Origin of the sequence: Notoacmeibacter ruber, from assembly GCF_003668555.1 — a bacterium.
Taxonomy (GTDB): Bacteria; Pseudomonadota; Alphaproteobacteria; order Rhizobiales; family Rhizobiaceae; genus Notoacmeibacter; species Notoacmeibacter ruber.
On record NZ_RCWN01000001.1, the window covers coordinates 1,535,864 to 1,553,320 of the forward strand.

The 17,457-nt window shown below is 60.5% G+C and carries 12 protein-coding genes and 1 tRNA gene; 9 read left to right on the top strand and 4 right to left on the bottom strand.

Annotated elements, in window-relative coordinates; translation table 11 throughout:
* Window positions 1-163 precede the first annotated feature (163 nt).
* Window positions 164-1,030, top strand: coding sequence for an SDR family NAD(P)-dependent oxidoreductase (locus D8780_RS07255; protein WP_121644999.1), 867 nt, complete (start codon window positions 164-166; stop codon window positions 1,028-1,030).
* Here the strand turns inward: D8780_RS07255 and D8780_RS07260 are convergent.
* The 3 genes from D8780_RS07260 to ilvA form a co-directional block, all read right to left on the bottom strand.
* A complete protein-coding gene (locus tag D8780_RS07260; RefSeq protein WP_121645000.1) occupies window positions 1,027-2,412 on the bottom strand; it encodes an MFS transporter in 1,386 nt (461 codons plus the stop codon). The genes D8780_RS07255 and D8780_RS07260 overlap by 4 nt on opposite strands.
* A 121-nt stretch (window positions 2,413-2,533) precedes the next feature.
* Window positions 2,534-3,715 (bottom strand): MFS transporter, encoded by a 1,182-nt coding sequence (locus tag D8780_RS07265; RefSeq protein ID WP_121645001.1) that lies wholly within the window; start codon window positions 3,713-3,715, stop codon window positions 2,534-2,536.
* 75 nt (window positions 3,716-3,790) lie between these two features.
* Window positions 3,791-5,041 carry a threonine ammonia-lyase IlvA gene (gene ilvA, locus D8780_RS07270; RefSeq protein WP_121646430.1) on the bottom strand — a complete coding sequence of 417 codons (1,251 nt, stop codon included), beginning with the start codon at window positions 5,039-5,041 and terminating at the stop codon, window positions 3,791-3,793.
* A gap of 174 nt (window positions 5,042-5,215) precedes the next feature.
* Between ilvA and D8780_RS07275 the strand changes: the two genes are divergently transcribed.
* Together D8780_RS07275 and D8780_RS07280 are read left to right on the top strand one after the other, a co-directional pair.
* On the top strand, window positions 5,216-6,673 hold the full coding sequence (locus D8780_RS07275; protein ID WP_245412285.1) for a TrkH family potassium uptake protein: 1,458 nt from the start codon (window positions 5,216-5,218) through the stop codon (window positions 6,671-6,673).
* 190 nt (window positions 6,674-6,863) lie between these two features.
* The gene (locus tag D8780_RS07280) at window positions 6,864-8,318 is read left to right on the top strand and encodes a TrkH family potassium uptake protein (RefSeq protein ID WP_245412286.1); all 1,455 of its coding nucleotides are present in this window, start codon (window positions 6,864-6,866) and stop codon (window positions 8,316-8,318) included.
* 22 nt (window positions 8,319-8,340) lie between these two features.
* Here D8780_RS07280 and D8780_RS07285 read toward each other — a convergent pair whose 3' ends face one another.
* The gene (locus D8780_RS07285; RefSeq protein WP_121645002.1) at window positions 8,341-9,315 is read right to left on the bottom strand and encodes a YihY/virulence factor BrkB family protein; all 975 of its coding nucleotides are present in this window, start codon (window positions 9,313-9,315) and stop codon (window positions 8,341-8,343) included.
* Window positions 9,316-9,470: 155 nt separating this feature from the next.
* Between D8780_RS07285 and D8780_RS07290 the strand changes: the two genes are divergently transcribed.
* From D8780_RS07290 to D8780_RS07315, 6 genes are all read left to right on the top strand, one after another.
* Window positions 9,471-9,555 (top strand) — tRNA-Leu (locus D8780_RS07290).
* A 47-nt stretch (window positions 9,556-9,602) separates the two neighbouring features.
* Window positions 9,603-10,358, top strand: a complete 756-nt coding sequence (locus tag D8780_RS07295; protein ID WP_425373623.1) for a competence/damage-inducible protein A — start codon at window positions 9,603-9,605, stop codon at window positions 10,356-10,358.
* Window positions 10,359-10,469: 111 nt separating this feature from the next.
* Complete coding sequence (gene gpt, locus D8780_RS07300) at window positions 10,470-10,973, top strand: xanthine phosphoribosyltransferase (RefSeq protein WP_121645004.1); 504 nt, start codon at window positions 10,470-10,472, stop codon at window positions 10,971-10,973.
* Between the two features lie 18 nt (window positions 10,974-10,991).
* Complete coding sequence (locus tag D8780_RS07305) at window positions 10,992-11,474, top strand: NUDIX hydrolase (RefSeq protein WP_121645005.1); 483 nt, start codon at window positions 10,992-10,994, stop codon at window positions 11,472-11,474.
* A 95-nt stretch (window positions 11,475-11,569) separates the two neighbouring features.
* Window positions 11,570-13,096, top strand: a complete 1,527-nt coding sequence (locus D8780_RS07310; RefSeq protein WP_121645006.1) for an inorganic phosphate transporter — start codon at window positions 11,570-11,572, stop codon at window positions 13,094-13,096.
* A 492-nt stretch (window positions 13,097-13,588) separates the two neighbouring features.
* On the top strand, window positions 13,589-17,422 hold the full coding sequence (locus D8780_RS07315) for a vitamin B12-dependent ribonucleotide reductase (RefSeq protein ID WP_121645007.1): 3,834 nt from the start codon (window positions 13,589-13,591) through the stop codon (window positions 17,420-17,422).
* Window positions 17,423-17,457 lie beyond the last annotated feature (35 nt).

Sequence of the window (17,457 nt, forward strand, 5' to 3'; positions counted from 1 at the left end):
CAACAGAGGCGGGAAACTATGAGGCCACTCAAACCGGTTCAAGCGCTCCTGTTCCACCTCTCCGGCCTGACACGCAAAATCAGCCTTTTCTTCAGCCGCTTCACGCAACGCCCTGAAACCCTATCTGGCGCTGCAAGACAGTTTTCAAGTTGGAGACGAACCGATGTCCCTCTACCGAGCAAAGCCAGCCGATGGCGTCTGTTTCCTGACCGGCGCTTCATCGGGCATCGGGCGTGCTACCGCCCTGATCCTGGCGCGAAAGGGATGGACGGTTCTCGGCGTGGCCCGCAGTGAAGACAAGCTCAAGAGCCTTGCTGATGAAGCGGAAGCATTGCCGGGTAAAATCATCCCCGCTCCCTGCGACGTCACCGACGAAGATGCTTTGCAGGCCTTGATGGAACGATCTGTTGCCGAACATGGCGCGATCGCCCTCGCCGTTTTTGTCGCAGGCAATTACTGGCCGGTCATCGGCACGGACCCCAGTCTGGAGAACCTAAAAAAGACATACAAAATCAACGTATTTGGAACGTTGAACGGACTTGTTCCAGCCATCCTGCACATGCGCGAGCGTGGCCGCGGACACGTCGCCATCGTCGGGTCGGTTTCAGCCTATGGCGGCCTGCCCATGGCTTCGGCCTATGGCGCTTCGAAAGCCGCCCTCAACAACATGGCCGCGGCGCTGAAATTCGATCTCGACAAGATCAACATCCGGACTCAGATCATCAATCCGGGCTTTGTAGATACGCCGCTTACCGAGCAGAACAACTTTCAGATGCCGTTCCTGATGGAGGTGGACGACGCCGCCGAAGCCCTGGTCGACGGCCTCGAACATGGCGGGTTCGAAGTGACCTTCCCGAAATCGCTCGCCTATATCCTGAAATTCATCAACCTCTTCCCCTATGGGGTCTATTTCCCCGTCATGCGCCGGGCGATGGGCTGGAAGGACAGAAAAGTTCGCGAGCCAAAGCATTTTTTCGCCAGACCCGATCGCGAAAAGCGGCCCGATGCCTCTGGTGACGATGTCGACTAGGGCGTCAGGGTGACCGACTCGGTTTCAATCCGGCTGCGAAGCTCTGTCTGAGCGTCTTCATCCAGCGGAAAGTTCCACATCAGTGCAATGGCGATCAGCTTGAAAACGATGGGTGTCCAGCCATAGAGCGCGGCGAGCGTGAAAAGCGCCGTCCCGCTGTTGTTCGTACCGTCTGACGCGTTAAAGCCGACCGATTGCAAGATTGGAAAGGCTATTCCGACGCCAAGCGCCAGCGATAATTTGGTGGCCAGCGACCATGCCGAAAAATAGAGCCCCGAGCGTTGCTCCCCTGTCGCAGCGGTATCGATATCGATGACATCGGCCTGGATCGATGATGGCAGCGACAGGTCGAAGCCGAGCGCCAGGCCGGTAACGACGACGATAACGGCAAATATGATCGCTCCCATCGGCCCGGTCAGGAACGGTACCACCACGAAAACCGCGCACGCAAAGAGCATGGCCCAGCACCAGGCGCGGTGTTTTGAGAGCTGCCTGGAAAGAAAAAGAGCCAGCGGCACGCCCAATACGCCACAGGCGAAATAGGTGAAGAGAAGCGGGCCCTGCCAATCCGGCAGACCAAAACGCGCCTCCACGAAATAAAGAAAGAGCGTCGCCGGCACGCCATTAGCCAGCCCATTCAGCAGATAGGCGGCGATGAGACGGAGGAACGGGCGGTTGGCGGCCATTGCCGCCAGACCTTCCCGAAACGCGATGCGATAGCGGCGGCTATGCTCATCGGGTTCCGGCACCACAGCGAGCGCAAGGCCACCCGAAAAGACAAGCACCAACCCTATCGAAAGCCCGAGTACGGCGAGGCCGTGCCATCCCTCGGTGCTGTCGGTGACACGTCCACCATCGATCGCGAAAGGCAAGGCGATGGCAACGAGCGTGCCAATCAGAGTGCCGCACTCGCGAAAACCCGCCACACGACTGCGTCCGCGATAATCGGTTTCCAGCTCTGCACCCCAAGCCACATAGGGCAGGTAAGCGACGGTGAAGGAAACTGCCAGCGCCGTGGCCCATGCGAACAGATAGCCAAGCCCCGCGCCCGCCGGTGGCGCCAAGAGCATATAGGCGCTGACCGCTGTCGGCAGGATGGATATGGCCACCGCCGTGCGGCGCCGTCCGAATGCCGGGCGATAACGATCAGCCATCCAGCCAACACACGGATCCGAGATCGCGTCTATCAATCGGACAGCGAGCAGCACCACCCCGACAGCGCCGAGCGGCAAGCCAAGGACATCCGTGTAGAAGGTCGGAACGACCATGTAGAGCGGCAACGTCAAAGCCGCGAGCGGCAGCGCCGGCAGAGCGTAGATACCAAGACGCCATGCCGACAGACGCTTCGCAGGGTTTCGACTGGGACGGGCCGCATTCGTCATCAGGTCGAATTAGCGCGCTGCCAAGCAGAAGGAAGCGATCTCAGATCATCGCGAAAAACTGTATATCCACAATGCATTGAACGAAAAACCGGAATCAAGACGCGAATAGCCGCCGACCGGTTCAAGATGATTGCGGCTTGGCGTCCCGGGAAAACAGGTAGATCAAGAGACCAAGCGCCAGAACAATGGCGTAGAACCCGAAAACGGCCTCGTAGCGCCACGCCGGAGAAACAGCCGCCCCGATGCCCCCGCTCAGCCACTGGCAGACACCTGCTCCGCCGATGCAGAAGAAATTGATGAGTGTCACACCCCGCCCTGTCAGTTCCTCGGGAATGAACGCCCGGCCATGCGCCATGCTGACGCCGTAGGCTGCACCGAAAAGACCGATGAGCACGAAGAGGACCGAGGCCGCCATGATAGACAGATCACCGGAAACCATCAGCAGGATCAGGGCCAGCAACACGACCACATTACCGAAGAAGATCACCCATTTTCGGGTTCGCAGCAGCGTATCGAGAGGCCCGTAAACGACCGAGCCGATGACCATGGCAATCGCCATGGCGAGGGTGACATTGCCGATCACGACCGAACTGGCGTCAAAACGCTCTGCGAGATAAGGACCCGTCCACAAGCCGCGAATGTTGGCGGCAGGGCTGTAGACGACCACCGACACGGCAAGCACGGGCCATAACGCCCTGATCTTCAGAAGGCGCAATATCCCGGCAACTCCGCCAGAGGAAGAGCCGGCCGCAAGTCGTGGCGGATCCCGCAAGAGGAAAAACGCAAGGACCGCCGTGGCAATGGTCACTGCCGCAAGGCCCATCATGACGACGCGCCATCCATAGGCCTCTGCGGCCAGCGCCAGCGGCGTCGTCCCGACGACATTGCCCGCCGAGCCGATCCCGATAAAAACGCTCATCAGGAGGGCCAGTCGCGCCGGATCGAAGCGCCGCGCAAACAGGAAGGTCATCGCCATCAGTACGGGAGCGCAACCCAATCCCAGCAACCCCATGGCAATGACGATCATGAACGGCTCGGTTGCCATGGCGAAAATGATCGCGCCGCCGCCACCCGCAAACAAAAGAAGAGCCGAAGCCGTCCGCCTTGGACCGATCCGGTCGAGCGCCATGCCGACACCGAATTGGGATAGGGCGAAGACGATGAAGAAGGCGCCCGCCGCCATGGAGAGCGTGCCATCGCTTGCTCCAAGGTCTTCTTTCAAGGCGGGAACGAGGACGGCGAGAAACGAGCGATAGAACTGGGACAGCACATAGGCCGTGCCCAGTATGACAAGATCGATCATGGTCCCTCCTCCAGCGGAAGGAGAACCTGACGTCTCATTCTCCTCTTTGCAATCCGCGCTTGTCTGCGAACAGCGTCAGATCAGGAGGTTGGCCAGCAGATCGTTGCCGGTAATGTCCTGCCATTCCCATCCCGCCTCATCGAAACGGGCGATCAGGGCCGGAAAATTCGATGGATGGTCCGTTTCGATTCCGATCACCACCGAGCCGAAATTGCGCGCGCTCTTCTTCAGATATTCGAAGCGCACAATGTCGTCCTTCGGTCCCAGAAGGCTCAGAAAGTCGCGCAGCGCACCCGGCCGCTGCGGAAAGCGGAAGATGAAATACTTCTTGAGCCCTTCCGATCGAAGTGCTCGCTCCTTGACCTCCGGCAGGCGCTCGAAGTCGAAATTGCCGCCGGACGTGACGCAGAGTACTCTTTTCCCTTCCAGCGCGCGGCCATCCGGACCGGCCAGATCCTTCAGCGCGTCAATCGATAGCGCACCTGCCGGCTCCAGAACGATCCCCTCTATATTGAGCATCTCGACGATTGTTGAGCAGACACGATTCTCGGGAATGGAAAGCACGGCGTCCGGATCGAAATCACGCAGGGCGTTGAAGGGCAGTTCGCCGATCTGAGCGACCGCTGCGCCATCCACAAATCCGTCGATGCGCGGCAGCTTCAGGCGCTCACCGGCCTCAAGGCTCCGTTTCAGGCTCGGCGCGCCGGCGGGTTCGCATAAAGTAGCCTGCAACGACAGACCGGCATCCTCTGCAACGGCCAGCATTCCGGTCGCCAGACCTCCGCCGCCAACCGGCAGGACAAGATGATCGAGTGGCTGTCCGTCCGGCCACTGTTCCAGAACTTCGGTCATGACCGTGCCCTGCCCCTCGATGATATCGGTATGATCGAAAGGCGGCACCATCAGAGCAGCGTTGTGCGACGCGTACTCCTTCGCAGCCTCGTTGCATTGGTCGAAGATATCGCCGATCAGTTCGATATCAACGAACTCACCTCCGAAAGCCCGCGTCTTGCCGATCTTCTGCGAAGGCGTCGTCACCGGCATGAACACGGTGCCCTTCCGCCCGAAATGGCGGCAGGCAAAGGCGAATCCCTGCGCATGATTGCCGGCCGACGCACAGACGAAGCCGCCTTCGTGGTGCATCACCGACTTGCGCATGAAATTGAACGCTCCACGCAATTTGTAGGAGCGTACGGGCGTAAGATCTTCGCGCTTCAACCAGATTTCGGCGCCGTACCGTTCCGAAAGATAGGCATTCTGTTGTAAGGGGGTGGGACCGAACAGTTCCCGCAGCGCTTTCTGGGCCCGCCGGGCAGCGCCAAGCATGTCATGAACGTCAGACTGGAAGCGATGTTGCAAAACGGAATTCTCCATGCCTGATCCCGCTACACACCCTCGTTCTCGGGCGGTAAGCTACGGAGGGCGGAACGGAACGGTTATCCTTCCGTCATGGCAGCAAGACACTGGCGCCGCAAGTCACCCCGGAAGAAGTGAGCCAACGTGACCACCTCGATCGTCCGCGCCACGCTCTTCATATCCGCCTATTTTGCCCTCTATCTCTCCATGCTCATGCTGATCCCCGCAGCGGTGGATCTCTATGTCGGCAATCCGGACTGGCAGATCTTCGCTCTGTCGGCATTTTGTGTCGCGGGCCTAGCGCTTTGCACCATATTGGCAACCCAGGCTCCGCCCCCGCCGCCAAGTTCGCGCCTCGCCTTCCTCGTCGTGAATGCCCTTTGGTTGACACTCAGTCTCGTCGGCGCGCTGCCGCTCTACATGTCGTCGCTCGATATCAGTTTCGTCGAAGCGCTGTTCGAGGGCGTAGCCGGCGCCACCACCACCGGATCGACCGTCCTGATCGGGCTGGACGACATGCCGCCGGGTCTGTTGCTATGGCGGTCGATCCTGCAATGGATGGGCGGCGTGGGCGTGATCGCCCTCGGGGTCTTTATCCTGCCCTATCTGAACATCGGTGGGTTCAGCTTTTTCCGTATCGAAAGCTCGGACATCGAAGACCGCCCCTTTGCGCGGTTCTCGACCTTTTCTATTTCGATTCTGCTGATCTACACCGCACTGACCGCCCTCTGCGCCTTCTTCTACGTTATGGGCGGCATGACGGCGTTCGATGCGATCAACCACTCCATGACCACACTGGCGACCGCCGGGTTTTCGACCCACGATGCCAGTTTCGGGCACTTCGCCAGCCAGCCGCACCTGCTCTGGACGGCTATCGTCTTCATGCTGATCGGCGGATTGCCGTTCACTGTCCTGGTGCTTTTTGCATTCCGCGGACAGACCGAAGCCGCGCGCGACCCGCAAATCAAGCTGTTTCTCGGTCTCGTGGCAACGGCTGCGATCGCCGCGACGATCTGGCTGGTCGTTTATCAGGACTGGCCATTCTTCCAGGCGCTGACTCACGCTGCGTTCAACGTCGTCTCGATCATCACCACGACGGGCTATGCCAGCGACGATTATACGAGTTGGGGACCGTTCGCAGTGGTCCTGTTCTTCGGGGCCAGTTGGTTCGGGGGCTGCTCCGGCTCCACATCCGGCGGCACCAAGGCCTACAGGTTCCTCATCCTCTGGCAGCTTCTGAGAACAGGCCTCCAGCGCCTCCTCTTTCCGAAGATCGTGACACCTATCCGCTATGGCGGACGGTTGGTGACACCGGAGATGCAGGCGGCCGTCATGCTGTTCGTTTCGATTTCCCTGTGTCTGTGGATCGTGCTTGCCATCGCGCTGTCCGCCATGGGGCTGGATCTCGTCACAGCGCTCTCCGGCTCCCTCAGCGCTCTGATGAATGTGGGACCGGCCTTCGGTCCCATTATCGGACCATCCGGCAATTTCCAGCCTCTCAACGACGGTGCGCTGCTCGTCCTGATCTTCGGCATGCTTCTTGGACGTCTCGAGATCCTCACCGTGCTGGTTCTTTTCACGCCCCTTTTCTGGCGTCGCTAGCGTCTGGAGTGGGTCGCTTCCGAAAGAAGGCCTCTGGCGCCATCAAAATCAAAACGGAATGAAAGACAGCGTGTTGCGTTCGATAGCGCTACACACCAAGCCAACGTCGCTCTAGAATGATCTTACGAAAGCCGATATCGCGTTCCGTGAGGCACGCGCCTTCTTGTCGGCATCAAGGGACCAGAACAATTTGAGCCTCGATCTCCTTCGAACGGCCCTGCATATCGCGGCGCATTTCGCACTCTATCTGGCCGTCACAATGCTCCTACCCGGCGCGGTCGATCTTTATGTCGGCAACCCGGACTGGCGCGTTTTCGCCATGACCTCGTTCATTGTTGCCGGACTGGCCTTGGCCCTGATACTCGCCACGCGCGGCCCCGCTCCAAGACCGTCGATCCGGCTGGCATTCCTGGTCGTGAATATTCTCTGGGTGACGCTCAGCTTTGCCGGCGCGATGCCACTTTACTTCTCTTCGCTGCCCATCGATTTCGTGCATGCCCTTTTCGAAAGTGTGTCCGCTGTGACGACGACGGGCTCGACTGTCATCACCGGTCTCGATGAGTTGCCGCCGGGCCTTCTCCTCTGGCGTTCGCTACTGCAATGGATCGGCGGCATAGGCGTCATCGCGCTCGGCCTCTTCGTCCTTCCCTATCTGAGGGTCGGCGGCTTTTCCTATTTCCGCATCGAAAGTTCCGATATCGAGGACCGGCCTTTTGCACGTTTCTCGACATTTTCCGTCGCCCTCGTGACGGTCTATATCGGTTTGACCTTCCTCTGTGCGTTCTTCTACCTGGTCGGCGGGATGACCTTTTTCGATGCCGTCAACCACGCATTGACGACTCTGGCGACAGGCGGCTTCTCCACCCATGACGCCTCCTTCGGCTATTTTCAGGATCCATGGCTGATATGGACCTGCACGGTCTTCATGACGCTCGCCGGCCTGCCCTTCACGATCCTCGCCATCGTCGCCTTCAGGCGCCAGACCGATGCCGCTCATGATCCTCAGATCGAAACCTATCTGGCGATCCTCGTTGGCCTGATCGCCCTTTGCAGCATCTGGCTGATCCTGACCGAGCAGTACGAGCCGTTCGACGCCCTTACCCACAGCGCCTTCACCTTCGTATCGGTGGTCACGACCACGGGATATGCAACGGAGGATTACGGCAATTGGGGACCGTTTGCTCTTCTGCTCGTCTTCGGCGCGATGTGGCTGGGCGGCTGCTCCGGCTCCACGGCCGGAGGCATCAAGACCTATCGGCTGATCATCCTCTGGCAGTCCTTCGTCAACAATCTCAAGCAGCTTCTCTTCCAGCGCATCGTGGCGCCGATCCGCTATGGCGATCGCGTCGTGACAAGCCAGATGGAAAAGGGCGTGATCCTCTTCATCGCCTCCTATGTCTGCATCTGGCTGATACTGTCGATCGCGCTCGCTGCGACGGGTCTCGACATCTTGACGTCGCTGACGGGAGCGCTCACGGCCATCTCGAATGTCGGTCCGGGACTCGGCACCCTGATTGGCCCTTCGGGCAATTTTCATACCCTCAGCGACACCTCGCTCTCCATCCTGATCGTCGGAATGATTCTGGGACGTCTGGAGATCGCGACAGTGCTCATGCTCCTGATGCCACTGTTCTGGCGGCGATAAAGAAGCCGAAATTCACCTTTGCTCAGGTTTGGCTGGCGGTCGATTCGCCAAGATGATCGGCGACAAACGCGCCGCGTGTTCCGAGGGGCTTTTCGGGACGGACCGTCGTATCCTCTGCGGTCTGGTGCTCGATCTCAGAGTTCAGCTCGGCCCCGAGCATCACGATGGTGAGCGTCAGCCAGATCAGAGTCATGAAGCCCACAATGGCCCCAAGCGACCCATAGGTCGCGTTGTAGTCGGCAAAGTTGGAAACGTAATAGGAAAAGGCAACCGAGACGATCATGACCAGAACGACGGCTGCGACGGCGCCGACCGGCAGCCATTTCCACTGTGCATTCTTGCGGCTGGGACCATAGCGATAAAGCAGCATCAGGCCGAAGATCATCATCACCGCCAGAAAAGCGAAACCGCCGATGCGTATAACCGGGTCCAGCCCACCGAGGTGAAGGAACTCGAGCACCACGGGCGTCACGATCACGACGGCCACCATGCAGATAACGGCGAAGACGGCGCCGAGAGTGAAGAGCAGAGAGACGGCGTTCAGGAGAAAGAAGTTCCGGCTCTCCGTCTCATTGTAGGCGACGTTCATGGCCTCGAAGACGCCCTTCATGCCGGAATTGGCGCTCCAGATCGCAATGGCGAGAGAGAACAGGAAAGCAAAGGAGAGCGTCGCGCTGTCCTGCCCCGTCAGCCGCTCAAGCTGCCCGCGGATCAGGTCTATGGCGGCCGCCGGCATGAATGCCGACATCAGCGCGAGATGGTCCGCCAGTGAGGCCGGGTCGAAGAGCAACCCGTAGGTGCTGATGAGCACCGAAAGGGCCGGCACGAGAGCAAGGAGGACGTAAAACGTTCCGCCGCCGGCCACGAGCATGACCCTGTCAGCGCTGATCGAGCGAAAGGTGCGAAGCAGAATGTCCTTCCATCCCTTCAAGGGAATCTCGGAAAACGATTTTGCGCCGCGGCCGCGGCCCCGTTCATGAATCAGGACATCGTTCATTGCTGTTCCGCGCTCTGCACACCTTGTTCTTTAAGAAAGCAGATTTGCCACCCCCATGAAATATGCGGGCCGACCGTTCCCCCAGCCTTGTGCCATAGATTTTCTGTGCTTGCGGATAGCCGGAGGCCGCTATACCGTCCGCGCCGCATTAAGGCGCCCCCTTGGCGGAACAGGTAGACGCAAGGGACTTAAAATCCCTCGACCTCGGTCGTGCCGGTTCGAGTCCGGCAGGGGGCACCATTCTCGATCTTCACGCCACGAATGCGAACCCCCTCACCCCGCTCAGGATGACGATGCCTCCTACCGACAAACCACCAACTGCCGCGATGCTCGTCATCGGCGACGAGATTCTTTCGGGCCGAACGAAAGACCGCAATGCCGGCCATCTGGCTGAACGCCTGGACCCGGTCGGCATTGCCCTACGCGAAATTCGGGTCGTTCCCGATGAGACGGCGCGCATCGTGGATGCAGTAAACGCGCTGCGCCGTTCCTACACATACGTTTTTACAAGTGGCGGTATCGGCCCGACCCATGACGACATCACCGCCGCGGCGATCGCAGAGGCGGTCGGACAACCGCTGATCGAGGATGATAGGGCTATCGCCATTCTCGAAGAGTATTACCACGAGCGGAACCTGCCCTTCACGGCGGCGAGACGCCGCATGACGCGCATGCCCGAGGGTTCGTCCCTGATCCAGAACCGCGTGTCGGCCGCGCCGGGCTTCGTCGCGCTGAACATCTATGTGATGGCCGGTATTCCATCGGTCTTTTCCGCCATGCTTGATGCGGTCCTGCCGACCCTGCAGCTTTCCGAGCCGCTCAAGATCGAAACCGTGGCGACCGGCCTCGGCGAAGGCGTCTTCGGTGAGGCTCTCGCCGAGATCGCAGAGCGCTACCCGTCGATGTCCATCGGTTCCTACCCGCGCCATGACGGTACGCACTACACTGCCGAGATCGTCATCCGTGGCATCGATGCGGGCGCTGTCGCCGATGCGAGGGCCGATATTATTGCCATGCTCGACGAACTGGTCGGGGAAAACTAGCCGCAGAGCCTTCTCATTGGGGCTTCGGGAAGACACAAGCTTGCTGACCACGCATGCGCCCAATAGGTTGCAAGAGCGCTCGCGGTTGCATCCAAACGGAGACCTGCTTTCATGACCCTTCCCGATAAAGCCTTTCCCGTTTCCTGGGATCAGTTTCACCGCGATGCCCGCGCTCTTGCCTGGCGCCTCTCAGGTCGTGAAAAGTCCTTCCGGGCCATCGTCTGCATCACGAGAGGCGGACTGGTGCCGGCGGCGATCGTCTCGCGCGAACTGAATATCCGGACGATCGAAACGGTCTGCGTTGTCTCCTATACCGGCGAGATCGGCACCGAACAGAACGAGCTGCGCCTTCTGAAAGAGATTGATGCCTCCATCAGCAGCGACGGTGGACGCGATGTTCTGATCGTGGACGAACTGACGGATACAGGCCGTACCGCCTCATTCGTCCGGGAGATGCTGCCCGAAGCCCACTTTGCCACAGTCTATGCAAAGCCGGCCGGCCGGCCGCTCGTCGATACCTACATCACCGAGGTCAGTCAGGACACATGGATCTATTTCCCATGGGATCTGGACGTGACCTACGCACAGCCGATTGCCGGCGCGGATTTTGACTAGGATCAGAGCGCTGACCGGATGAAGTTCCTCCGCGCCGTCGATTACAGCCTCGGATGGATCGCCTCCCTCATGGGAGCCCCGCCGCCCAAGCTGCAGGCTGCGGCGCTGGCCTATCGGGTCGAAGAAGACGGCGCGTTGCAATTCCTGCTGATCACGAGCCGTCGCACCAAGCGATGGATCCTTCCCAAGGGCGGCATCGAAAAGGGCGAAGGGACGGCCGAGGCTGCGCAACGCGAGGCATTCGAGGAAGCAGGCGTCGTCGGGCAAATCCACAAAGAGCCACTCGGCATATATGACGGACGGAAATATCTCGGTGCCGGCGCCACGCGGCGCATGCGCATCGTTGTCCATGCCCTCCAAGTCGAGCGCCTGGCGGAAGATTACCCCGAAGCCGGACAACGGCAGGTCCGATGGATGTCGCCGGACGAAGCTGCTACGGCCGTCGACGAAAGCCAACTTGCGGCCTTGATCCATGACGCCGCCCAGAAACTCTTGGATTGATCGATCCAAGAGGGCTCCTTTGGTTGTCAGCGTGATAATGGCATGGCCTAGTCCGACGACAGACATGGAAGAAGAACCAGGGAGACGCCGCCCGCATGGCCGATACATTCCGTAAGGATACGCTCGACAAGGATCTGTCACGCGTCGGCGAAATCGAAGCCGCCACGAGTGCCGTGAACCGTCCTTTGGTCGGCGTCGGCATTGCCTTCCTCTTCATGGTGCTGGTCATCACGCTGGTATCGATCGGCTTGTCCGGTTCTCCGGCGATGATCACGATCGTCGCGGCAGCGGCGATCGGCGCTTACATGGCGATGAATATCGGCGCCAACGATGTCGCCAACAATGTCGGCCCCGCCGTCGGCGCCAAAGCTATGACCCTGGGCGGCGCGCTCGTGATTGCCGCCGTCTGCGAAACCGCAGGCGCTCTTATCGCCGGTGGCGATGTCGTCGATACGATCTCCAAGGGCATCGTCAATCCGGGCGACCTTGCCGACACGCACGTCTTTATCGCTGCCATGATGGCCGCTCTCATCGCGGCGGGTCTTTGGGTCAACCTCGCCACTGCCATCAATGCGCCGGCCTCGACCACCCATTCGATTGTGGGCGGTGTGATGGGCGGCGGCATCGCGGCTGCAGGTTTTTCGACGGTCGACTGGAGCGTGATGGGCGCAATTGCCGCCAGTTGGGTGATCTCGCCGGTGCTCGGCGGCCTCATTGCCGCTTTCTTCCTCTATCTGGTCAAGGCTCTGATCGTCTATCGCGAAGACAAGATTGCAGCGGCGCGCCGATGGGTGCCGATATTTGTGGCCATCATGTTCGGAGCCTTCGCCGCCTATCTCACCATGAAAGGTCTGAAAAAGATCGTCACAGTCGATGGCGCGATGATCTGGATGATCGGCGCGACCACCTTCGCGCTCAGCTGGGCGATCTTTCATCCACTCATCCGGTCGCAATCCGAAGGGATGGAAAACCGCAATCAGTCGCTCCGCAAGCTGTTTCGCATTCCGCTCATCATTTCCGCAGCCTTGCTGTCTTTTGCCCACGGAGCCAACGATGTGGCCAATGCGGTCGGTCCTCTCGCCGCGGTGGTCAATGCGACCACGGCCGACAGCGTCGCGGCCGAGGTCGGAATCCCGCTATGGGTGATGCTGATCGGAGCTGCCGGCATATCGCTCGGCCTTCTGCTTTTCGGGCCCAAGCTGATTCGGCTGGTCGGCAGTCAGATCACCAAGCTTAATCCGATGCGGGCCTTCTGCGTCGCCCTATCGGCCGCCATAACCGTCATCATCGCATCCTGGTTCGGCCTGCCTGTCTCTTCCACACATATCGCGGTTGGCGCCGTCTTCGGCGTCGGCTTTTTCCGTGAAATGTGGACCTCGCGTTCCAGGCGCCGCCGTCGCTATATCGCCGCCCGCCGCGAGGCATCCGGGGGAACTTCGATCAATATGAAAACGTCTGCGCAAGACCGGACCGTCCCTCCGCCTTCGCCGGAAGTCGTTCGTCAGCGCCGGCTTGTGCGCCGCGCCCACGTCACCACCATCGGCGCGGCATGGGTCGTCACCGTCCCGGCCACTGCGGTAATGTCCGCGATTATCTTCCACATACTCCGGGCTTTCGTCTGAGGGCTCGCGCCAGACGGGTAGGCGACAAGCCCTGCCCGTCTGCAAAATCCACTACTCCACGATATCCCCAATCCTCCCAATACAAGATTTAGTATTTTCGGGATATTCCGGCCTCGCTTTGGCCTGCCTATTGATATGAGGAGCGACTCGGCTCTTTTTAGGCGGACAGGGGTGGTGCAGCCCTGTCACACTGTCTCGTTCCGTGACAAAGATTTGAACGGGACGGCGAAAATTAGGGGTTGATTAACCCCACATCTAGTAGTCTACTCACCATCGAAGCGCGACATGTAGAGGTCGCTGTTTCAAAACCAACGAAATCCATGATCGGGCCGGCCTGCGGAACCAGCGGAGAACGGGGATGTCCGCGCTATGCCGAATTTCGGGCCGCTCAGGATCCATGATGTTTTGAAGATGGGCCGTGCCTGCGAGGAATTGGCCGCGTCCGACACTATATATAGGGCCTGAAAAGCGCCCACAAACGAGGGAAGCAAGATGCAGATCACGCGACGTTTCACCGAGGCTGGGCAGTCGGCCTACGAATCCATCGCCTTTCGCAAGGCGACCAGCGAGATCCGCAATCCCGACGGTTCGATCGTATTCCGCGCCGAGAATATCGACGTGCCTGCGCAGTTCAGCCAGGTGGCCGCCGACATCATCGCGCAGAAATATTTCCGCAAGGCCGGCGTACCGGCACGCCTGAAGAAGGTCGAGGAAAACGATGTGCCGTCCTTCCTCTGGCGTTCGGTTGCCGATGAAGAGGCACTCGCCGAACTGCCGGAAGACGAGCGCTATGTCGGTGAAAGCGATTCCCGCCAGGTTTTTGACCGCCTTGCCGGCACCTGGACCTATTGGGGCTGGAAAGGCGGCTATTTCGACAGCGAGGAAGACGCCTCCGCCTTCCGCGATGAGTTGGCCTACATGCTCGCAACCCAGCGCGTCGCGCCAAACAGCCCGCAATGGTTCAACACCGGGCTGCACTGGGCATACGGCATTGACGGTCCCGGCCAGGGCCATTTCTACGTCGACCCCTTCACCGGCAAGCTTGAGCAGAGCCAGTCGGCCTATGAGCACCCTCAGCCGCATGCCTGCTTCATCCAGTCCGTGGCCGACGATCTGGTGAACGATGGCGGCATCATGGATCTGTGGGTGCGTGAGGCGCGCCTGTTCAAATATGGCTCCGGCACGGGCTCCAACTTCTCCTCGCTTCGCGGCGAAGGCGAAAAGCTCTCCGGTGGCGGCAAGTCCTCCGGCCTGATGAGCTTTCTGAAGATCGGTGACCGCGCCGCCGGCGCCATCAAATCCGGCGGCACCACGCGCCGCGCCGCCAAGATGGTGGTCGTCGATATCGATCACCCGGATGTCGAGAACTACATCGACTGGAAGGTGAACGAAGAGCAGAAGGTTGCCGCGCTCGTCACCGGCTCCAAGATCGTCAAGAAGCATCTGGCAGCGATCATCCGCGCCTGTGTCCATTGCGAAGGCCCCGATGGCGATTGCTTCGATCCGAAGAAGAACCCGGAGCTGAAGCGCACGATCAAGGCGGCCAAGCGCGATCAGGTGCCCGAGAACTACATTCAGCGCGTCATCCAGTTCGCGCGACAGGGCTACATCGATATCGAGTTCAAGACCTACGACACCGACTGGGACAGCGAAGCCTACCTCACCGTCGCCGGCCAGAACTCTAACAACTCCGTCTCGCTGAAGGATGACTTCCTGCGCGCTGTCGAGGCCGATCTCGACTGGCACCTCACCTCGCGCAAGACCGGCGAGCCGATGAAGACGCTCCGCGCCCGCGATCTTTGGGACAAGATCGGCTATGCCGCATGGGCCTCTGCCGATCCGGGCCTGCACTTCAACACCACCATGAACGACTGGCACACTTGCCCGTCGGGCGGCCGCATCAACGCCTCCAATCCGTGCAGCGAATACATGTTCCTAGACGACACGGCGTGCAACCTCGCCTCGCTGAACCTGCTGCAGTTCTACGACCGTGAAACCCGTCGCATGAAGCTCGACGATTACGAGCATGCCGTACGCCTGTGGACCGTCGTGCTGGAAGTCTCGGTCATGATGGCGCAGTTCCCGAGCCGGCAGATCGCCGAACTCTCCTACCGCTACCGCACGCTCGGCCTCGGCTTTGCGAACATTGGCGGCGTGCTGATGACCGCCGGCATTCCCTATGACAGCGACGAAGGCCGCGCGATCTGCGGGGCGCTGTCCGCCATCATGACGGGCGTGGCCTACGAGACCTCCGCCGAAATGGCATCCGAACTTGGCGCCTTCCCCGGCTACGAGGACAATGCCGACGCCATGCTGCGGGTGATCCGCAATCACCGCCGTGCGGCGCATGGCGAAGCGGATGGCTACGAGCATCTCGCCGTCAATCCGGTGCCGCTCGACCACGCCAATCTGGAAGATGACGACCTGGCCACCCGCGCCAAGGCCGCCTGGGACCGCGCTCTCGAAAAGGGCCAGGAACACGGCTACCGCAACGCGCAGGCGACCGTCGTCGCACCGACCGGCACGATCGGTCTCGTCATGGATTGCGATACGACGGGCATCGAGCCGGACTTCGCCCTCGTGAAGTTCAAGAAGCTGGCCGGCGGCGGCTACTTCAAGATCATCAACCGCGCCGTGCCGGAGGCGCTGCGCACACTCGGCTACAGCGAAAGCGATATTGCCGAGATCGAAGCCTACGCCGTCGGCCATGGCAACATGAACCAGGCGCCCGCCATCAACCCGGCGACGCTTGCCGCCAAGGGCCTGCCGGACGACAAGATCGCCATGCTGAACGAGGCGATGAAGAACGCCTTCGACATCAAGTTCGTCTTCAACAAGTGGACGCTTGGCGAAGACCTGCTGAAGGATCTCGGCGTCACCGACGAGCAGCTCGAGGATATGAGCTTCGAACTGCTGCCGCATCTCGGCTTCTCCAAGAAGGAGATCGAGGCCGCCAACATCCACGTCTGCGGCGCGATGACGCTGGAAGGCGCACCGCACCTGAAGGATGAGCACCTGCCCGTCTTCGACTGCGCCAATGCCTGCGGCAAGGTCGGCAAGCGCTATCTGTCGGTCGACAGCCACATCCGCATGATGGCGGCCGCCCAGCCCTTCATCTCCGGTGCGATCTCCAAGACCATCAACATGCCGAACGAGGCGACGGTCGAGGATTGCAAGGCGGCCTACATGCTCTCATGGAAGCTGGCGCTGAAGGCGAACGCCCTCTACCGCGATGGCAGCAAGCTCAGCCAGCCGCTCAACGCCTCGCTCGTGGAAGATGATGAAGACGAGGACGATCTGCTGGAAGAGCTGCTGGAGGCCCCGGCCTCGGCCCGCGCCGCCCATGTGACGGAGAAGATCGTCGAAAAGATCATCGAGCGCGAGGTGCAGGTTCGCAGTCTTCGCGACAAGCTGCCGAACCGCCGCAAGGGCTACACCCAGAAGGCTGTCATTGGCGGGCACAAGGTCTATCTGCGCACCGGCGAATTCGATGATGGCCGCCTCGGCGAGATCTTCATCGACATGCACAAGGAAGGTGCCGCCTTCCGCGCCATGATGAACAACTTCGCCATCGCCATCTCGCTGGGCCTGCAATATGGCGTGCCGCTGGAAGAATATGTGGAGGCCTTCACCTTCACCAAGTTCGATCCCGCCGGCCCCGTCATCGGCAATGACGCCATCAAGAGCGCCACCTCGATCCTTGACTACGTCTTCCGCGAACTGGCCGTCTCCTATCTCGGCCAGAACGAACTGGCCCATGTCGACCAGTCCAATTTCGAGACGACGGCCCTCGGCAAGGGCATCAAGGAAGGCAAGACCGTCCCGGTTTCCAAGGGCTGGACGCGTGGCCACACGCTGAAGCTGGTCCCGGGCCGCGACGCGATCGACGCCGTGCCGGCAGGTTTTGCCGGTGGCAGCGGCGCCCCGACAGGCGCCAACACCAACACGGCCAGCGCCAAGTCGGGCAATGCAGCAGCCACGGCGGCAGCATCGAAGGGTGGCGCGGCGGTTGCCGTCGCGCTCGACCTCAACGAGGACCCCGCCGCCTTTAAGCGTGACTATGAGGAGCGCCAGAAGGACTTTGCCGAGGACATCGCCCTCGACCATCAGGAGGAAGGCGCGACCGGCCTCTTCACCGAGGACAACGCCTCTTCCGCCGAAGCCGCCCGCGCCGAAGCCAAGAAGCTGGAAGCCAATCGCCGCGTGAAGGCCCTCTCCATGGGCTATACGGGCAATAGCTGCCCCGAATGCCAGAACTTCACGATGGTCCGCAACGGCACCTGCGAGAAGTGCGACACGTGTGGAAGCACGAGTGGGTGTAGCTAAAAGGTAATGAAGGAGAGGCGCGGGCAACCGCGCCT